Here is a 17303-nt window from a genome sequence, read left to right as displayed (position 1 = left end):
CCGATGCATCCGGCCTATTTCCTTTATACCCTGGCGGGCACATCCCTGTTTCTGCTGCTGTTTCCCCTGTTTCTGTTATACAGCCGCCTGACCGGAAAACACAGGTATGGCCTGGACCAGCGGCTGGGCCGCTATTCCGGAATCGTCGATTTGCCGAAAGGTCCCACCCGCATCTGGATTCATGCCGCCTCCGTGGGCGAGGTACGGGTGGCCGAGGCGGTGATCGATGAGTTTCGCCTGGCCATGCCCGGCTGTACCATTGTGCTCTCGGTGATGACCGCATCGGGTCATGCCGTGGCCGAGACGGCTTTGGCCGGCAAAGCCGTCTGTGTTCTGGTGCCCCTTGACTTTATTTTTACCGTTCGGCGGGCCATGAAAACCGTGCGGCCGGATATTTTTGTCTGCCTGGAAACCGAAATATGGCCCCACCTTATTCTTGAGGCAAAGCGGTTCGGGGCTGTCACCGCCATCCTCAACGGCCGGATTTCCAGGCAGGCCTGCCATCGATACCGGTTCATCGCCCCCCTGGTCGCGGAGACCCTGCGCCACGTGGACCTTTTCAGCATGGTCAGCCGGGAGGATAGCGATCGTATCATCTCTCTGGGAGCGCCCGGGGACCGGGTGTATGTCGGCGGCAATGCCAAGTTCCGGTTCCTGGCGGACCTGGGAAAGCCGGCGGTGCGGGACCGGATGCGGCAGGTCTTTTGCGTGAAAGAGGGACAGCCGGTGCTGGTGGCGGGCAGCACGCGAAAAGAGGAGGCCGGCATCGTCATTGATGTCTATCAGGCCCTGCGGGTCGAGTTTCCGGAAATGGTGTTGGTCCTTGCGCCCCGGCACATTGAAAGGGTCGATGCCGTTCTTGCGCTGCTGCGGGAGCGGGGCGTGAAGGCTGAAACAAAGCGCGACCTGGAGAAGGCGACGGCTTTTCGGCAATGCCCGGTGGTGGTGATCGACACCATGGGAGAGCTGCCAAATATTTACAGCGTGGCCACCGTGGCCTTCTGCGGAGGCAGCCTGGTGCCCCTGGGCGGACAGAACCCGCTGGAGCCGGCGGCATGGGAGGTGCCGGTGCTGTACGGGCCTCACATGGATGATTTTATAGAGGCCCGGAATGCCCTGGAAGTGGCCGGGGGCGGAATGTGCGTGACCGGCCGGGAATCACTGGCCCAGGCGGTGGCCAATCTTTTTCGCTTTCCGGAAAGAGCGGCGGCCATGGGCCGTGCCGCCGGAAAAACGGTGTCGCTCCATTCCGGAGCGGCCAGGCACCATGTGGACCTGGCGCGAAACGGGTTTTCGGCCTTACGCGCAGGCAGAAGATAGGTCAACAGCGCCCCGTCGTTCAAACACCTTGCGTCCGTGGGCCGAGAGAATGGTTTTTCTCAGCCGAATGCTTTTCGGGGTCACTTCAATCATTTCATCGTCACCGATAAACTGAATGGCCTTTTCCAGGGTCATGGGCGTCACCGGGGTCAAGGTGACGGCCTCGTCCTTGCCCGAGGCCCGCATGTTGCTAAGCTGTTTGGTCTTGCAGGGGTTGACATTCAGGTCGGTGTCCCGGTTGCGCTCCCCGATGATCATGCCCTCATACACCACCTCGCCGGGCCGGGTAAACAGCTTCCCCCTGGCCTCCAGGTTGAACAGGGCAAAGGCAACGGCCTTTCCCTGGCGGTCCGATACAAGGCTGCCGGTAAACCGCCCGGGAAAGTCGCCCCGGTAAGGTTCGTAGCCCGCAAGGGCGCTGTTCATGATGCCCGTGCCCCGGGTATCAGTGAGAAACTCGTCCCGAAACCCGATCAACGCCCGGGAGGGCACTGAAAAAGCCAGGCGGGTCCGGTCGTTGTCCTGGCGTTCCATGCGGACCAGGGTCCCTTTCCGCTGCAGAAGTTTTTCCGTCACAATGCCGCTGTAGGCGGCCTCACAGTTGACCAGCAGGTCTTCAATCGGCTCCAGTCGCCGGCCGTTCTCATACCGGTAAATCACCTGGGGCCGGCCCACGCAGAGCTCAAACCCTTCGCGCCGCATGGTCTCAACAAGAATGGCCATCTGGAATTCCCCCCGGCCCTTGACGATAAAGCTTTCCCTGTCGTCACCGGCCTCCACCCGAATAGAGACGTTCATGAGGGTTTCCTTGACCAGGCGGGCATAAATCCGGCTGGCCTGTACCAGCTTGCCCTCCATGCCGGCCAGGGGAGAGGTGTTGCCGGCAAACCGCATGAAGACCGTGGGTTCATCAACCCGTATGCGGGGCAGGGCAATGGGCGTTTCATCGGTGCAGATGGTGTCGCCGATGTGTACATTTTCGATGCCGGACAACACGACAATATCGCCGGCATCGGCCCGCTGGGCATCCTTCAGGCCCGGGCCGCTGTATACCTGGAGCCTGGAAATTTTTAAAGGGGCCTGCTCTCCGTCTTCCTTCAGGCAGACCAGGTTTTTTCTGGATTCCACCGACCCGTTGACCACCCGGCCCACGGCCAGGCGGCCCAGGTAATCCGAATACCCCAGGTCCGATACCAGCATCTGAAAGGGGGCTTCCGGATCGGCCGACGGCCCGGGAATTTCGTCTATCATCATGTCCAGCAGCAGGTGCAGGTTTTCTCCTTTGTCCACCGGCGACTTCATGGCAATACCCTGCCGGCCCACGGCATAGAGGCAGGGGCACTCGATCTGCCGGTCTGTTGCGCCAAGGTCGATGAGCAGGCTGTATATCTCGTCCAGCACTTCAGCGGGACGGGCATCGGCCCGGTCGATTTTGTTGATGACCACGATAATCGCCAGCCCGCTTTTCAGGGCCTTGTCCAGAACAAAACGGGTCTGGGGCAGGGGACCTTCGGAGGCGTCTACCAGGAGAATGGCGCCGTCGGCCATGGAGAGTGCCCGCTCCACCTCTCCGCCGAAATCCGCGTGGCCCGGCGTGTCAATGATGTTGATCTTGGTGTCTCTCCAGTGGATGGCGCAGTTTTTGGCGGCAATGGTAATGCCCCGCTCCCGCTCCAGGTCCATGCTGTCCATCAGCCGCTCATCCACTGCCTGCCCCTCACGGAACAGGCCGCTCTGCCGGAACATGGCATCCACCAGTGTTGTCTTGCCGTGGTCTACATGGGCGATGATAGCGATGTTTCTGATGGGAATATTGTTTGTCTTCTTCATTTTTACAGCCGCCGTTGTGTCTCTGTTGTTTATTGAAATAACAAAACCCGTCATGGCCACATGACGGGCTGTTTTTAACCTGCGCGATTTTGTTCATGGGCGGTGTTGCCGCAGCTTTTAAGAACCGCAAGCACCGCCCGAACTGCTCTTTCCATGCTTTGTAAAATGGAAAATGTCCGGGTTAAAACAGGTAAGCGCCTCACCAATACGCTATTTTGTTAAAAAAAGAAACCTTTTTTATTGCGGAAGTCTTTCGGGTCCCCGGAATTTAAAGTTTATCCTCAAAAACATTGACATATCATTCATCTGTTGTACAATTGTCATACTTACAACACGGAAAGGGAAAATGGATATCGTAATTGATACGTCCGCACTGATTGCGGTGATTGTGGGTGAGCCCGAACGCAAACGAATCATCGAAAAGACAAAGGGGAATATGCTTATCGGCCCTGGTTCAATCCCCTGGGAAGTGGGAAACGCCTTTTCAGCGATGTTCAAACAGAAACGGTTAACGCTTGAAGAAGCGAAAAAGGGGCTGTCGATTTTCAAGAGCATTCCCCTCCGGTATACCGAACCGGATTTTACCGCCGCATTAACGCTTTCAAGACAGGCCAATATTTATGCATATGACGCCTATTTTCTGGACTGCGCAACCAGACACAAGTCGCCTTTATTAACGCTGGATCTGCGATTAAAGGCCGCGGCCCAAGCCCTGAACATTGAAACCCTGGAGGTCTGACATGCAGGTTTATACATATTCCGAAGCCCGGCAGAAACTGGCCATGGTCCTGGAGCAGGCGGAAAAAACCGGCAAAGTCCTGATTCGAAGAAAGGATGGCAGAACCTTTTCCATGGTTCCGGAAAAAATCACCGCCTCTCCGCTGGATGTTCCCACCATTAGAGCAAAAATAACCTCTCAGGAAATCGTGGATATTGTCCGGGAGGGAAGAGAACGGTGATTAACGCCTTTCAGGCTTTTGTTTTTGGCAGATAGAATAAAGACATTGGGACCGGAGCAGGAGACAGGCGTCTGTCTCCGGAACCTCCCGTGAGACCTGACCGGACAGGTGTTTTCCCTTTATCGAAATCGCTATCGGGATCGGGATCGGGATCGAAACTCGGTGGTGGCAAAAAGCTTAAAAGCACCTTTTGATGCCTCAAAAGGCCCTTTTAAGCCTGTTTTAACGGTGTTATTTAAACCTTTAGTCTATCTATTCAGAATGTTAGCGTGGGCGACCCCAGCGCACCCCAGCGCTAGCTCGCAGCAGCGCTCGGCAGCGCTCCAGCGCCATCTGTTGTATCCCGCCTGTCCGCTTTTGCCGCCTTTGACAGATGTACGCGGGCATTCTTGTCCACCAGGATGCCGAAAAGCTTTTCCCTGTCCAGTTCGTTTAATGCCTCGTCAAGCGGCAGGCACATCAGAAAGGTGCCCCACATGTCGCAGAACTCGCAGGTTTCACCCTGGACCGTGGCGGCCATGACCTCCTGCCGGTCGGACAGAATATGCCCCTTTTTTAAATAATTGCCGCTGCTGGCCAGGGCATTCTGCCGCATCATCACCATGCCGATCTGTTTTTGCGGATCAAAGGGGTTCTGTATGCCCATTCGCCAGGGCCGGGGCGCGTTGGGCAGGGAGTGGACCCGCAGGTCGCCGGAACCGTTGACCATGAAGTTGACCAGCCCGTTTTTCCGCAGAAACCCAAAAGCCTGGTCCACGGCATACCCCTTTCCGATACCGCCCAGGGAGATGCGCATGCGCCGGTCCGGCAGAAAGATGGTCCGGGCCGCCTCGTCCAGCTCGATGTTGCGAAAGTCCGCCAGTTTTTTGAGCGCCGGATCGTCCGGGGTTTTTGATCGCATCACCGTTGCAAAGGCGATGTTGAACACGCCGTTGGTCCGGCGGCCGAAGGTGATGGCCCGCTGCACGATTCCCCATATCTCCTCGTCCACGGCCACCGGTGTGATGCCGGCCTGGTCGTTGATGCGGTTAAACGGGCTGGCCGCAAACTCGGTCAGTTTCGTCTCAATCGCCGTCACCACTTCAAAGGCTTTTTTCATCAGGGCTTCGGCGGCGGCCAGGTCCCGGTCCGGCTGGGGAAAGCACTTCATCTGCCAGGCGCAGGCCATGTGTTTTTCGCGAACCAGTGCGTGCATGGGGGCAGCCTCCGGCTTTGTAAAAAGCCGAATCAAAACGGATTGTAAACAAAAAAGGAGGGCCTGAAAAAGGCCCTCCTTTTTGTCATATGGTCTTTCCCGGCCTTACCGGATCAGGGCCGTTACCGCGTCATAGACCCGTTTTGCGGCCCGGGTAAAAACGCCGGGAATCGTATCGGACCGGGTGGTGTCGATAAAACAGGCATCACCGTCGGTCTCGGAAAGGCCCAGGTCGTCGGCTGTAGTGCCGCCCCCCGATGCCGGCTCGTTGGTGTGGTTTTCAAAAAAGAGGAACCGGCCGGATTCCTCTCCCATAAACACGTCCAGGTCACCGTCACCGTCGATGTCCACAAACACCGGGGTCAAGTCGTAATAGGGCTCTTCCTGGTCAGCCAGTGCATCAAATGTGTTGTCATCCTCCACCAGTGTAAAAACCGGGTCGGTATCACTGCCGGTGTTTTCATAGAGCCGGAGGCCGTGTACCCATCCTTCGTTGTAAGAGGACTCACCCACAATGGCGTCCATGTCGCCGTCGCCGTCAATATCCGCAAAAGCCAGGCTGTAGACATTGGAATTGGAGGTGCCGGCCAGGACCATGTCCAGGGGGTTGTCACCGGCCGGAGTAAACCGCGGTGAGGTTTCCGTGCCCACGTTTTCATAAAAATAGACGCCACCGCCGGTATAACCGTATCTGCCGGTAAAGGCGTCCATATCGCCGTCGCCGTCAATATCCACAAACTGCAGGGCGCCCCGCAGCCATGCATCCACAAAAAAGAGGGGGTTGTTCCCTTCGGCCTGTTTTTCAAACACCGGGTTTGTGGCGCTGCCCGTATTTTTGTAAAAGGAGATGGCATTGTCATCATACTTGGAGTATGCAAACAGGTCCAGGTCCCCGTCACCGTCAATATCCACCAGTGCGGCCACATCCTCCTCGCCTGTTACCACCCCGTCAAACGGATTGTCTTCTCCCATCCGTTTTTCAAATACCGGGGCAGAGGTGGTGCCGGTGTTTTCAAAAAAGTCCAGGGATTGGCCGATCTCGCCGCCCACAGCGCCTTCGCCCAGTTCGTTGGTATTGATTTCACCGCCGGAGACCATGTCCATGTCACCGTCACCATCAATGTCGGCAAACACAGGCTGGCTGCTTTCGCCGATGTCAAATCCGGTAAATGGGCTGTTGGCGCCGATTCGTTTGGCAAATACCGGGGCCGCGTTGGTGCCGAAGTTTTCAAAAAAGGTCAGGCTTCCTTCACCGCCGCCGATGATCCCGTCCAGGTCACCGTCATTGTCCAGATCGGCAAACGCAGGCGCCGGATAGTAGTATGGCACATCGGCCATGTAAAAGGGGTTTTCCGTGTCATATAGATTATAGACGGTAAACGTGGGGCCTTCAGGACCCGGGGTTGTCCCCAGGTTTTCCAGCAAACTGATGTGGCTGCTGTTCTCGCCGCCGAACAGGTCGATGTCACCATCATTGTCAATGTCGGCAAAGGCCGCCGGGGTGGTGTAAGAGTCATCATTGGTCATAATCTGATAAAACGGGTTGGCGTCATTGTTCGGTGCAAAGTGGTCGAATACCGGCATGGTATCAGTCTCTGTGGTGACGTTTTCAAAATAGTGAAGGCTGCCGTATCCGTATCCGCCGTCTTCCCCCTTTTCCCCAACGATGGCGTCGATATCGCCGTCGCCGTCAATGTCGGCAAAGGTGGGTGCCATGTTGTAGTACCCGGAGGCAGCCGCGTCAAAGGGGTTGGCGGTGCCGTTTTGCAGGGTAAACACAGGGGCCGAGGCGGTACCGGTGTTTTCAAAATAGGCAAGTCCCGGACCGCCGTCACCATCGCCGCCCACCAACGCGTCCATGTCGCCGTCGCCATCCACGTCGGCAAAGGCCGGGGCAGCGTATTCCGCCAGATCCAGTCCATAGAAGGGGTTGGCCGTGCCAATGCGTTTCACGAACTCAGGCGTGTCAGCATCCCCGATGTTTTCAAAATACGCGACAAAGCCCTGTCCGTCGCCTCCGTATGAACCGCCGATGAAAATGTCGATGTCCCCGTCGCCGTCAATGTCCACCAGCGCGGGTTTGGCATACTGCCAGTCGGACAGGCCGATGGGCGCCTTGAGCGGGTTGTCCTTGCCGAAAGTAAGGGTAAAGGGATTGTCGGCAGCCACTGCCTGGTGGGCTGGGGATGCCAGAAAGACCAGGCCGGAAATTGATGCCGCCATCGCGCCCCGGGCCAGATGACCAGCGCATGCGCCGCCTTTTTGCCGGTTTGGCGCCATTTTATCTTGAGTCGTCATATTCTCCTCCATCCTGTGTAAGGGTTGGTTTTATATTTTATCGCAAAAAAGAGACCAGCGACGCATAGATGTTTTTTACCGTTTGAAGGGGCGAAAAACCTGCTTTTGACTGGCTGGCCGTCTGAATAAAACAGGTGTCGTCATCACTGGCAACCGCAGGTGTGGTGCCGCCGCCCGTCCCTTCGATCTCCGTGTTTTCAAAAAACAGAAATCGGCCGTAGGCTTCGCCCACAAACAGGTCCATGTCCCCGTCTCCGTCGATGTCCACAAAGGTGGGGGCAGTATCATCCACGCCTTCTTCCAGGTACAGAAGATAGTCGGCAAGGGGATGGTCAGTGCCGGTCAGTTCGGTGAAAAAGGGCTCGTCCGCTGTGCCGGTGTTTTCAAAATAGTGAATTGCGCCTTCAGGCGTTCCCACAACCAGGTCCAGGTCCCCGTCACCATCGGCATCCACAAAAGCGGGGAAACCGTACTCGTCGCCCGTGGTAACCTCGGCCAGCGGCAGGCCAAAGGTAAAGTCGGGCGCCGTGGCAGTGCCGATGTTTTCGTAAAACACCAGTGCATCATAAAAATTGAAGGCGTCCATGTCGCCGTCACCATCAATGTCGGCAAAAACCGGTGCCCAGCGATAGGTGTCTGCGGCATAATCGGCCAGGGGGTTTTCAAGGGGCATTTTGACAAAGTCCGGGGCAGAGGCTGTGCCGATATTTTTAAAATAGTTTACCGAATTGTTAGCAGTCCCCACAAAGGCGTCCATGTCGCCGTCACCGTCAATATCCACGAACGCGGGCGCAGAATCCCAGTTGTCATCCACACCGTAAAAAGGATTGTCCGGGTTGTCAAAACCGGCCGGGGCGTTAAACACCGGATCGTTCGCCGTGCCGGTGTTTCTCATAAAATAGATATACCCCTGATCCGAACCGGCAAAGGCGTCCATGTCGCCGTCACCGTCGATGTCAACGAACGCGGGCGCGCTTTCACCCCCGACGTCAAACCCCCAGGTGGGGCTGGCCTTTCTTTGCAGTTCGGTAAAGGCGGGGTCATCGTCGGTGCCGGTGTTTTTCATAAAATGTACAAACCCTTCGCCGTTACCGATCAGGGCGTCCATATCGCCGTCACCGTCCATGTCCCCAAACACAGGCGCGCTGTAGCTGCCTGCATCAAAGTTGTCCAGGGGATGGCCGTCGTCGCCCCCCTGCTCTTCAAATTCAGGAGACTGGGCCGTACCGATGTTGCGATAGAGGTATAGAGACCCACCATCACTTCCAACAAAGGCATCCATGTCGCCGTCACCGTCGATATCCACAAACACGGGAGTGGGGCTATAGTCTCCTGAATAGCCGTCAAGCGGGTTCCCGTCGCTGTTGTATTCCACAAACGCCGGTGCCGATGCAGGGCCGGTGTTTTCAAAAAAGAGAATCTCACCACTACTAATAGAGATCTCTTGCCCGCTCCTGGAGCCTCCGCGGCTGACACCGACAAACAGGTCCATATCGCCGTCGGCATCAATATCTACAAAGGCCGGCGTGGTTTCACCGCCCACAACAGCCTGATTATAATCAGTGCTGGTGCCCACCTGCACCCAAAAGGGAGACGGGGCGTCGCTGCCGGTACGCTCGGTAAACAGAGGGGCCGAGGCGGTGCCGGTATTTTCAAAGTAGTTGATAACGCCATAACCCTCCCCAACAAAAGCGTCCAGGTCGCCGTCGCTATCCAGGTCGGAAAAGGCCGGAGACGGCATGGAACCTATATTATAAGGAAGGTAGGGGGCCTCAATGGTAGTGTCGGTGTTGGCATACCAGAAGGGGTTGTCTTCTCCGATGCGCATTTCAAAATCGGCGGCTGTGTCGGTGCCGATGTTTTCAAAATAGTAGATCGTGCCTTCGTAGGTGCCCACAAAAAGATCCAGGTCCCCATCGTCGTCGATATCGGCCAGAGCCGGGCGGCTGTAAGAATCAGCCCCGGCCGGAAGCATCAGGGGGTTGTCCTGCCGGAATTTTAACTCAAAGGGGCCGATGTCGGCCACCGCTTCATGGGCCGGCGAGGCCGCAAATACAAGGCCGGCCAGGGAGAGCGTTGCCGCGCTTTTTGCCATAAATGAAAAAGGCATGAAATTCTTGTCATGCCCGGTGATGGCGTAAATTCTGGGTGTGGTCTGTTTCATGGTGTCCTCCCTCAAGGATGTGGGTCGGTTTTGGTTAAAACGTTATGGGCTTATCGGTCGTTGTTGTAAAGGCTTGAAAATGTGGTACCCCTTGTTCACATTTCGGGTGTTTGGATTCTTTGCTTATATAAAATGCAGGCCTGATTTGTCAAGTAAATTTATGGTTAGGCCGGTAAATAGAAGAGGGGAAAATCCGGGTGTATTGACGAGACGCCATACGGGTATGGACAGGTTTAAACGCCTGACGGCGTCACTACAAACCGGAGGATGAAAAATCCGTTTATCGTGCGCCCGAAAGGGCATCACAGCAGGGTAAAGCAGGAATGATGAGTGCGGAATGATGAATGATGAACAGGATGAGGTAGTTCGTCATCGTCCAACCCCCTCCGTCATCGCCCAACTTGATTGGGCGATCCAGACCAGGAATAACACAATATCCTGTTATGCCGAGTAGGCTGCTCCAGTGTAAGTCGCGCCCGGGGCGACCGTTTCTTCGGCACGCAGCAGGCGCACCGAGTGGCGCAGCTCGGTCATGGAGACCAGGTATTTCTTGAGGTGCCGTTCGGTAAACTTTCGCATGGCCGTGTTCTGGGTGTCGATCATCCAGATGCCGTTGGGCACACCGGCCTGGATCTGGCGGGTGACCGCCTCGACGATTAAAGGAAAAACAGCCCTTTTGCTCCTCAGGTCCGGCTCCACAAACAGGCTGGTGTACTGAATGGTGTCCGCCGTGGTCCGGTGGGTGATCATCCAACCGGCCACCTGCCCGTTTCTGCGCAGCCCCACGCTGTTGGCATGTTCCAGGCTGGCCTCCTCCTGAAAAGGGGTGAGTACCGGCGGAAACCAGTTTTCCTTTTCCTGGCGGTTTCGGATATAGTTTCTGTCCGCGTCGGTGAGTTCAGACCAGGGGAAAAGGCCCAGTCCATCGGGCAGGGTGGTGTGTTTCATCCAGGGGGCGCCGGTGATCCGGTCGATGCTGGATTTGCAAAGAATCCGGGGGGTTTTCGGGGGCAGCCACCCCTGCTGGGCGATGATTTTTTCCACCGGAGCACATCCTTCCCAATCGGTGCGGAAATTGATCTCAATGGAACGGCATTTTTTGTGGGCCAGGGCGCTTTCCATCAGGCTCACCAGCCGGGCGCCGATGCCCTGTTTGCGAAATTCCGGCGCTACATAAAGGGAGAGAATCTCGGCGTGCTCCCCGTTTTTTCGGATTTCCGCCACTGCCGCGGCCACGGGGCTGCCCTTTAAAGAGGCGGTGACCAGCACCAGGGGCAGGCCGGCGGGCTTGACCTGCCACCGCTTCTGCACATTTGGAAAGGTGATACCGCTGATTTTAATGATGTCCACAGCTGTGGCATCCGGGTTGATTTTGAATTCAAATTCATTGGCCGGCGGTACTGCCGAAGACGGTGTATTTCCCGCCGGAGGAGGGGCCGGACTGGAGACCGCCGGATTGTTGGCTGCCCGGTGGTCCGGTGGCAGGGTGATGATGGTCTTGATCTCGTCAGTTTTATGGCCCAGGGCCATGGGCCGGTGAATACCGGGCAGCACCTGGACATCGTAAAGCTCTGTGGTGACCCCTTCCAGCATCATCCAGTGGACCGTGTCGCCGGTGTTGATGTCGATCACCATCAGGCCACAGCAGGGTTCGGTCTCCTTGGTTGCCAGCCGCTCGTCCAGGGGCAGGCCGGTAAAGGTTCGGTTGGCCCTGGGTTTGGAAAGCCCTACAATGGCGTAATTTTCGTAAAAGGCAAGGCCCCGGGTGTATCCCCGGCAGAAGGCCACCGGCTCGAAAGCGCCTTTCTGTGTGTCCACATATCCCAGTTCACCGGTGCCGGAATTGAGCAGCCAGACCCGTCCCTGATAGATACGCGGGGAGTGGGGCATGGACAGGCCGGTGACCACCGGCTCACCGGAAGGAATCTCCATGAGGAGACCGCCGGAGGACCGTTTTTCCCGCCACCCCTCGAACATGTCGGACCGGCTCACCGCCGTGACATAGCGGGGCCGCCGGTTTTCGTCCACGGCCAGGCCGTTTAAGTGGCACCGGTCTTCCGGGGCCAGCTTGGTGATAAAGGGCGGCTTCCACAGGGGGGTGAAGCTGTAGGTGTCGTGAAGGGTGGCCAGGCAGCTGTAGAGGGTGTTGACAAACATCACCCGGTTGGTGTCGTCCACCACGATGTCATGCACGTCCAGGTCCCCGGTGGTAAATCCGATGCGGGGCACGTAAAGCCGGTCGTATCCCTTGTAGGTTTCTCCCTGTGCCAGCACGTTGTCAAACTGCCAGATCTGGTACCGGGAACTCATGTAGAGCCGTTCCGGGGAGGTGTAAAGACCCATGGCCCGGTCAAAGAGCCGTTCAAAGGCCGACAGGGTGCCGTCGGGTTTCAGGCCGATAAAAAAGAGGCGGCATGACTGGTAGGTGGTAAAGGCCAGGCTGATGCCATGTTCATGAAGCCACGGCAGAAAGTGGCGGGAGCAGACGATTTCAAGGGGCGGTTTTTTCTGGGCGGCATTCATGCAGCGGCTCCTCTGTTTCCAGTAATGGTGTTGATGAGGAAAAAGAGCATAACGCTTTTTACCGGTCAGTTCAACCCCTGATTCCAGCCCTGCCTCGACCTTTTTTCAAAAGAAGGTTTCTGCCTGTTTTAACCGAATGCCGGATCAGGGGCGGCATTCGGAGGGCTAAGAATGATGAATGATGAGTGGGAAAGAAAAAAAACGTTGCCAAGACACAAAAAGGGAGGGGCAAAGCGCCCCTCCCTTTTTGAGGTTGTCTGTTTCTGCTCTATCTGAACAGGGATGTCATGGCATCATAAACGCGCCTGGCATTTCGGACGATGAACGACGGGTTGCTATCGGCCCGGGCCGCCTGAACAAAGCAGGTGTCGTCATCCTCAACAGGCAGCACCGCCGGAGTATCGTCATCATCGTCAGCCGGCGTCTGGTTCTCGATAAACAGGAACCGGCCCATGGCCTCACCGGCAAAGATGTCGGTGTCACCGTCGCCGTCAATGTCGGCAAAGGCGGGAGAAAGCGCCATGTAGGGGCTGTTTTCCGTCATCCGGGCAAACAGGTCATCGACCTTGGGCACCGGCGCAAAGGCCGGGGCCGTGGCACTGCCCACGTTTTCATAGTACGTAATGCTGTTATCCGTATCGTCATCATCATCGACAACAGATGCGGAGAATTTTGCCCGGCGTATGTAGTCCCTGTACTCGCCCACCACCGCGTCCATGTCGCCATCACCGTCGATATCGGTAAAGGCCAGGCTGTAGACCCCGCTATTCGGCGTGTTTTCGAGAACAAACCCCAGGGGATTATCATTGTCATCCAGCGTAAACACGGGGTCCTGGGCGGTGCCGCTGTTCTTATAAAACTGAATGGGCGCGCTTTCTTCGCCGATTTCTCCGTCCTCATATCCTTCGAAGTATTTCCGGCCGACAAAAGCGTCCAGGTCGCCGTCACCGTCGATGTCGACAAAGGCAATGGCCCGGGGCAGGGTGGTTGTGTCGCTGTTGACCGCGGCCAGGGGGTTGTCTTCCTCGGCCCGCTGGGACATCACAGGAGCCGCGGCAGTGCCGGTGTTTTCAAAAAAACGCAGAAAGGTCTCAAAAGACTCTCCCTCCTCAAATTTTGTAACTGTGACGAAATCATCCGTGGGCACGCCGCCGACAAAAGCGTCCATGTCGCCGTCGCCGTCGATGTCGGCAAAGGCCACAAAACTGCCTACCCCCGGGGCCACCTCAAAGAAGGGGTTATCGACCTGGTCACTGTTGTCCATAAAGGTCGGGGCCGAGGCAGTGCCGGTATTTTCAAAAAAGTGGATGCCGTCATTCACGGAAGGCGTCTCTTCAGCGAGTGTTGGACGCAGGAGGCTGCGATAGTCAAATCCCAGCTTGCCGGAAAAGGCGTCCAGATCTCCGTCGCCGTCGATGTCCACAAAGGCCGGGGTGCTGAGGTATCCAACGTCAAACCCGCTAAACGGGCTTTTCGCGCCGGTCCGCAGGGCAAAGGCCGGGGCGTCGGCATCACCGACGTTCTGATAGTAAGTCAAAGACCCTGCCGAACTACTGGCAGTGACGTCGCTAAAATCGTCGTCATCATCACCATAATCGTTGTAAGCGCCGACAACCATGTCCATGTCGCCGTCGCCATCGATGTCAACAAAGGCAGGGGAACTGTAATAGCCGGGATTCTGGCCGTAGAGGGGGTTGCCTGTGTCAGTCGGGTAGAACTTGGTAAAGTCTATTGATTCGCCGCCCACGGTGTTGTTTTCAAAAAAGTTCAGATACCCTTCGGCTTCTCCCATCACCGCGTCCATGTCACCGTCGTTGTCAATGTCGGCAAACGTCGGTGTGCTGTAGGGCCCGCCTTCATACAGATCAAAAGGGTTGTCCACGGCCGAGTTGAACGCCGGGTCCGTGGCTGTACCGATATTCTCTGAAAAACCGAGGCTGCCTGTGTTGTATTTTCCGAAAATCAGGTCCATGTCGCCATCGCCGTCGATGTCAACAAAGGCCGGCGTGGCGTACGTGCCAAATGGATCAAGGAAGGCAAACGGATTTTCAATTACGGAGATATACGGGTAGTAGGCGGTAAAGGCGGGAGCCGAAGCTGTACCCGTGTTCTGAAAATAGATAAATCCCTCATCCCCTTCACCACCGATGGCGTCCATGTCGCCGTCACCGTCGATATCGGCAAAAGCCGGGGCCGGGCCATATCCTACATCCATGCCATAAAAAGGATTGCCGCCCGGGCCGGAGCCGGTGCGTTCCACAAAGCCGGGGTTGGCGGCGGTGCCGGTGTTTTCAAAAAAGCGGATTTCACCTTCATCACCGTAGCCTTCACCGCCGATGAACATGTCATAATCGCCGTCCCCGTCAATATCCACAAAGGAGGGATGAATCAGCAGATACTGGCTGACATCCACCGGGGCTTTGAGCGGGTTGTTTGCGCCGAACTGCTGGACAAAAGGGCCTGCGGAAAGGTCGCAGTGGGCCGGGGAGGCGGCAAAGACAAGGCCGGCCATGGACGCGGCGGCCACTCCCTTTACAAGGCAGGACGCAACGGGAAAAGGCTTTCCTTCGTCTGTCCGTAGGGTCTGATGTTTCATCATTATCGATCCTCCATCACTTTTAAGTAAGGGTATTGGTTCTGTTTTTACGGCCGGAGCATGGAGCGCACGACTCCATATACCTGACCGGTTATTCTGGAAAAAAGACCCGCCTGCCCGCTGTCTTCTGCTCCGGCAGCGCTGTCGATAAAGCAGGTGTCGTCATCATCGGGCACAACCACCGGGGTGTCGTCATCATCATCATCCGGCGGCGCCGGAACGATGGCCCGGTTTTCAAGAAATCCGATGCGGCCATAACGTTCACCCACAAACAGGTCCATGTCGCCGTCGCCGTCAATGTCGGCAAAGGCCGGGGCCGCGGCATAGATGCCCGACACCTCGTCACCGTAATAGCCAAAGGGGTTGTCTTCTCCTGTGCGCTGGGTGAATACCGGCTCGGTATCCGTGGCTGTGGTGGTGTTTTCAAAGTAGTATATAATACCGCTCTCGTATTCGACGTCGGCCATTCCGCCGTATTTCACACCTACCACCGCGTCCATGTCGCCGTCACCGTCTACATCGGCAAAGGCCGGGTTGGCACCAGCAGGAAAAGGCCCGAGGCCGAAGGGGTTTTCCACCGGTTCTTCAATAACAGAGGCGGGCACAAAGCTCTCGAATTCGGGGGCCGATGCAGTGCCGATGTTTTCAAAATAGAAAATGTCGCCGGACGGGACGCCAACAAACAGATCAAAATCCCCGTCAATGTCGATATCAACAAATGCGGGGGAGACGCTGTCGCCGTCGCCGTAGGGGGGAATATCCGCCAGCGGGTTTTCCCCGGGCATGGCAACCAGGTCGGGGGATGTGGCAGTGCCGATATTCTTAAAGTACTGCATTGCAACCGGCAGAGCCGGCTCTTCCAGGCCAGTGGTGCGGGGGCCGCTGTACTTGGAGCTGATAAAGGCATCCATGTCGCCGTCGCCGTCAATATCAACAAACGACAGGGAACTACCCACCTCAAACAGGCCCAGGGCACCGCCTAAGGGGTTGCCCTCGCCTTCACGCTGCACAAAGTCCGGGTTTTCGGCTGTGCCGGTATTTTCAAAAAAATTGATGTTGCCGTAGAGTACGGGCATTGGCTCAGCCTCGGCCATTCTAATGGGGGCGTCGTAGGCAAAACCCGCTAAAATGCCGAACTCACCCACAAAGGCGTCCAAGTCCCCGTCTCCGTCGATGTCGACAAACGTCGGTTTGCTGTAAAAACCCACGTCCGCGCCCCAGGCCGGGTTGTTTTTGCCATGGCGTTCTGTCATGACCGGGCTGTCAACCGTACCGGTGTTTTCAAAAAATTCCAGGTTGCCGTACATCCCGCCCACAAAGGCATCCAGGTCCCCGTCGCCGTCAATGTCGGCAAAAGCCGGCGCACTGTATTTGTCTGTCTCAAGGCCGTCAAAGGGATTATCTGGATTACAGGAAGTAAACATGGGCGCTGATACGGAGCCCAGATTTTCAAAATATGCGATGCCAGCGGTGAATGAGTAGACATTGCCCAGGATGCCGGAAGAGACATCATAAGATTGGTATTTGCTTCCCACAAAAGCGTCCAGATCGCCATCGCCGTCGATATCGGCAAAGGCAGGGGCGCTGCTGTCCCCGACATCCACGTTCAGGGGGTTTTGAGTTCCCGTAAACATGGCCGCGGAGGCGGTGCCGATGTTTTCAAAGTAGGTGATTCCACCGGATTCGGATCCGATAAAGAGGTCCATGTCACCGTCGCCGTCAATATCAACAAAGGACGGAGTGGACTCTGAAGGAGACCATATACCAAAGGGATTGTTAAAGGTCTCGGTTCCGGCATAGGGGGTAAATTCCGGTGCGGATGCGGTGCCGATGTTCTCAAAGTATTCGATCGATCCGTATCCGTAACCGCTGCCCACAAAAGCGTCCATATCTCCGTCATTATCGATATCCACAAAGGCAGGGGCCGCATCTTCGTCAACACCATAGGGGTAGTAGGTTTCACACCCGGTATCGTAATACCAGAAGGGACTGTCCGCACCGGTTCGGATTTCAAAGGCCGGTGCCGAGGCGGTGCCGATGTTTTCAAAATAGTGAATGGAGCCTTCCTTGTCGCCCACAAAGATGTCGATGTCACCGTCGGCGTCGATATCAACAAGGGCCGGCCGGCTGAGCATGGGCGCTCCCACGGGCAGGGGCAGGGGGTTGCCCTGAATGCCGTGTGGCAGAAAGGGTCCGGGCGCGGCCAGTGCCTGGTGGGCCGGGGAGGCCAGAAAAACGCAGCCTGCCACGGAAGCGGCCAGTGCGCCGGTCTTCAACATGCCGGGCGAAAGGAACTGCCCTTTGATCATGCCGCCTGTTTGCGCGGCTGTTTCATTTAAACGATGAGTTACCATACACGCCTCCCTTAGGTTTTGAATAATCTTATGGTAAAAAAAATGAAATTCCCCTGTGTTTTTT

General features: G+C 56.6%; 10 protein-coding genes. 3 read left to right on the top strand and 7 right to left on the bottom strand.

Annotation, left to right across the window (positions count from 1 at the left end; translation table 11 throughout):
- The first annotated feature begins 3 nt into the window (after positions 1–3).
- The gene (locus tag DOLE_RS09060) at positions 4–1320 is read left to right on the top strand and encodes a 3-deoxy-D-manno-octulosonic acid transferase (RefSeq protein ID WP_012175182.1); all 1317 of its coding nucleotides are present in this window, start codon (positions 4–6) and stop codon (positions 1318–1320) included.
- Here DOLE_RS09060 and typA read toward each other — a convergent pair.
- Entirely contained in the window at positions 1300–3150 is a 1851-nt protein-coding gene (gene typA, locus DOLE_RS09055; RefSeq protein WP_041280462.1) for a translational GTPase TypA, read from the bottom strand. The two genes, DOLE_RS09060 and typA, sit on opposite strands and share 21 nt — an antisense overlap.
- A 346-nt stretch (positions 3151–3496) precedes the next feature.
- Here typA and DOLE_RS09050 point away from each other — a divergent pair, with 346 nt between their 5' ends.
- Both DOLE_RS09050 and DOLE_RS09045 read left to right on the top strand, forming a co-directional pair.
- On the top strand, positions 3497–3889 hold the full coding sequence (locus DOLE_RS09050) for a type II toxin-antitoxin system VapC family toxin (protein ID WP_012175180.1): 393 nt from the start codon (positions 3497–3499) through the stop codon (positions 3887–3889).
- Position 3890: 1 nt separating this feature from the next.
- A complete protein-coding gene (locus DOLE_RS09045) occupies positions 3891–4109 on the top strand; it encodes a type II toxin-antitoxin system Phd/YefM family antitoxin (RefSeq protein WP_012175179.1) in 219 nt (72 codons plus the stop codon).
- 295 nt (positions 4110–4404) lie between these two features.
- On the opposite strand, the gene DOLE_RS09040 is transcribed toward DOLE_RS09045, so the two are convergent.
- The 6 genes from DOLE_RS09040 to DOLE_RS09015 all read right to left on the bottom strand — a co-directional run bounded on the left by DOLE_RS09040 (position 4405) and on the right by DOLE_RS09015 (position 17239).
- Positions 4405–5304 (bottom strand): FAD:protein FMN transferase, encoded by a 900-nt coding sequence (locus tag DOLE_RS09040; RefSeq protein WP_012175178.1) that lies wholly within the window; start codon positions 5302–5304, stop codon positions 4405–4407.
- 105 nt (positions 5305–5409) lie between these two features.
- The gene (locus DOLE_RS09035) at positions 5410–7602 is read right to left on the bottom strand and encodes an FG-GAP repeat domain-containing protein (RefSeq protein ID WP_012175177.1); all 2193 of its coding nucleotides are present in this window, start codon (positions 7600–7602) and stop codon (positions 5410–5412) included.
- 37 nt (positions 7603–7639) lie between these two features.
- Entirely contained in the window at positions 7640–9766 is a 2127-nt protein-coding gene (locus DOLE_RS09030) for an FG-GAP repeat domain-containing protein (protein WP_012175176.1), read from the bottom strand.
- A gap of 441 nt (positions 9767–10207) precedes the next feature.
- Positions 10208–12289, bottom strand: coding sequence for a TIGR03032 family protein (locus tag DOLE_RS18440; protein WP_012175175.1), 2082 nt, complete (start codon positions 12287–12289; stop codon positions 10208–10210).
- A 268-nt stretch (positions 12290–12557) separates the two neighbouring features.
- Positions 12558–14888 (bottom strand): FG-GAP repeat domain-containing protein, encoded by a 2331-nt coding sequence (locus tag DOLE_RS09020; protein ID WP_012175174.1) that lies wholly within the window; start codon positions 14886–14888, stop codon positions 12558–12560.
- A 44-nt stretch (positions 14889–14932) separates the two neighbouring features.
- Positions 14933–17239 carry an FG-GAP repeat domain-containing protein gene (locus DOLE_RS09015; RefSeq protein WP_012175173.1) on the bottom strand — a complete coding sequence of 769 codons (2307 nt, stop codon included), beginning with the start codon at positions 17237–17239 and terminating at the stop codon, positions 14933–14935.
- Positions 17240–17303 lie beyond the last annotated feature (64 nt).

The sequence above is a fragment of the Desulfosudis oleivorans Hxd3 genome (genome assembly GCF_000018405.1).
Classification (GTDB): domain Bacteria; phylum Desulfobacterota; class Desulfobacteria; order Desulfobacterales; family Desulfosudaceae; genus Desulfosudis; species Desulfosudis oleivorans.
This window is presented reverse-complemented; position numbering and strand designations above follow the sequence as displayed.

Excerpts from the sequence above, each read along its gene's own strand:
- DOLE_RS09045 (WP_012175179.1), top strand. The coding sequence starts at position 3,891 with ATGCAGGTTTATACATATTCCGAAGCCCGGCAGAAACTGGCCATGGTC.
- DOLE_RS09050 (WP_012175180.1), top strand. The coding sequence starts at position 3,497 with ATGGATATCGTAATTGATACGTCCGCACTGATTGCGGTGATTGTGGGT.
- DOLE_RS09015 (WP_012175173.1), bottom strand. The coding sequence starts at position 17,239 with ATGGTAACTCATCGTTTAAATGAAACAGCCGCGCAAACAGGCGGCATG.
- DOLE_RS09060 (WP_012175182.1), top strand. The coding sequence starts at position 4 with ATGCATCCGGCCTATTTCCTTTATACCCTGGCGGGCACATCCCTGTTT.
- DOLE_RS09035 (WP_012175177.1), bottom strand. The coding sequence starts at position 7,602 with ATGACGACTCAAGATAAAATGGCGCCAAACCGGCAAAAAGGCGGCGCA.
- DOLE_RS18440 (WP_012175175.1), bottom strand. The coding sequence starts at position 12,289 with ATGAATGCCGCCCAGAAAAAACCGCCCCTTGAAATCGTCTGCTCCCGC.
- DOLE_RS09030 (WP_012175176.1), bottom strand. The coding sequence starts at position 9,766 with ATGAAACAGACCACACCCAGAATTTACGCCATCACCGGGCATGACAAG.
- typA (WP_041280462.1), bottom strand. The coding sequence starts at position 3,150 with ATGAAGAAGACAAACAATATTCCCATCAGAAACATCGCTATCATCGCC.
- DOLE_RS09020 (WP_012175174.1), bottom strand. The coding sequence starts at position 14,888 with ATGATGAAACATCAGACCCTACGGACAGACGAAGGAAAGCCTTTTCCC.
- DOLE_RS09040 (WP_012175178.1), bottom strand. The coding sequence starts at position 5,304 with ATGCACGCACTGGTTCGCGAAAAACACATGGCCTGCGCCTGGCAGATG.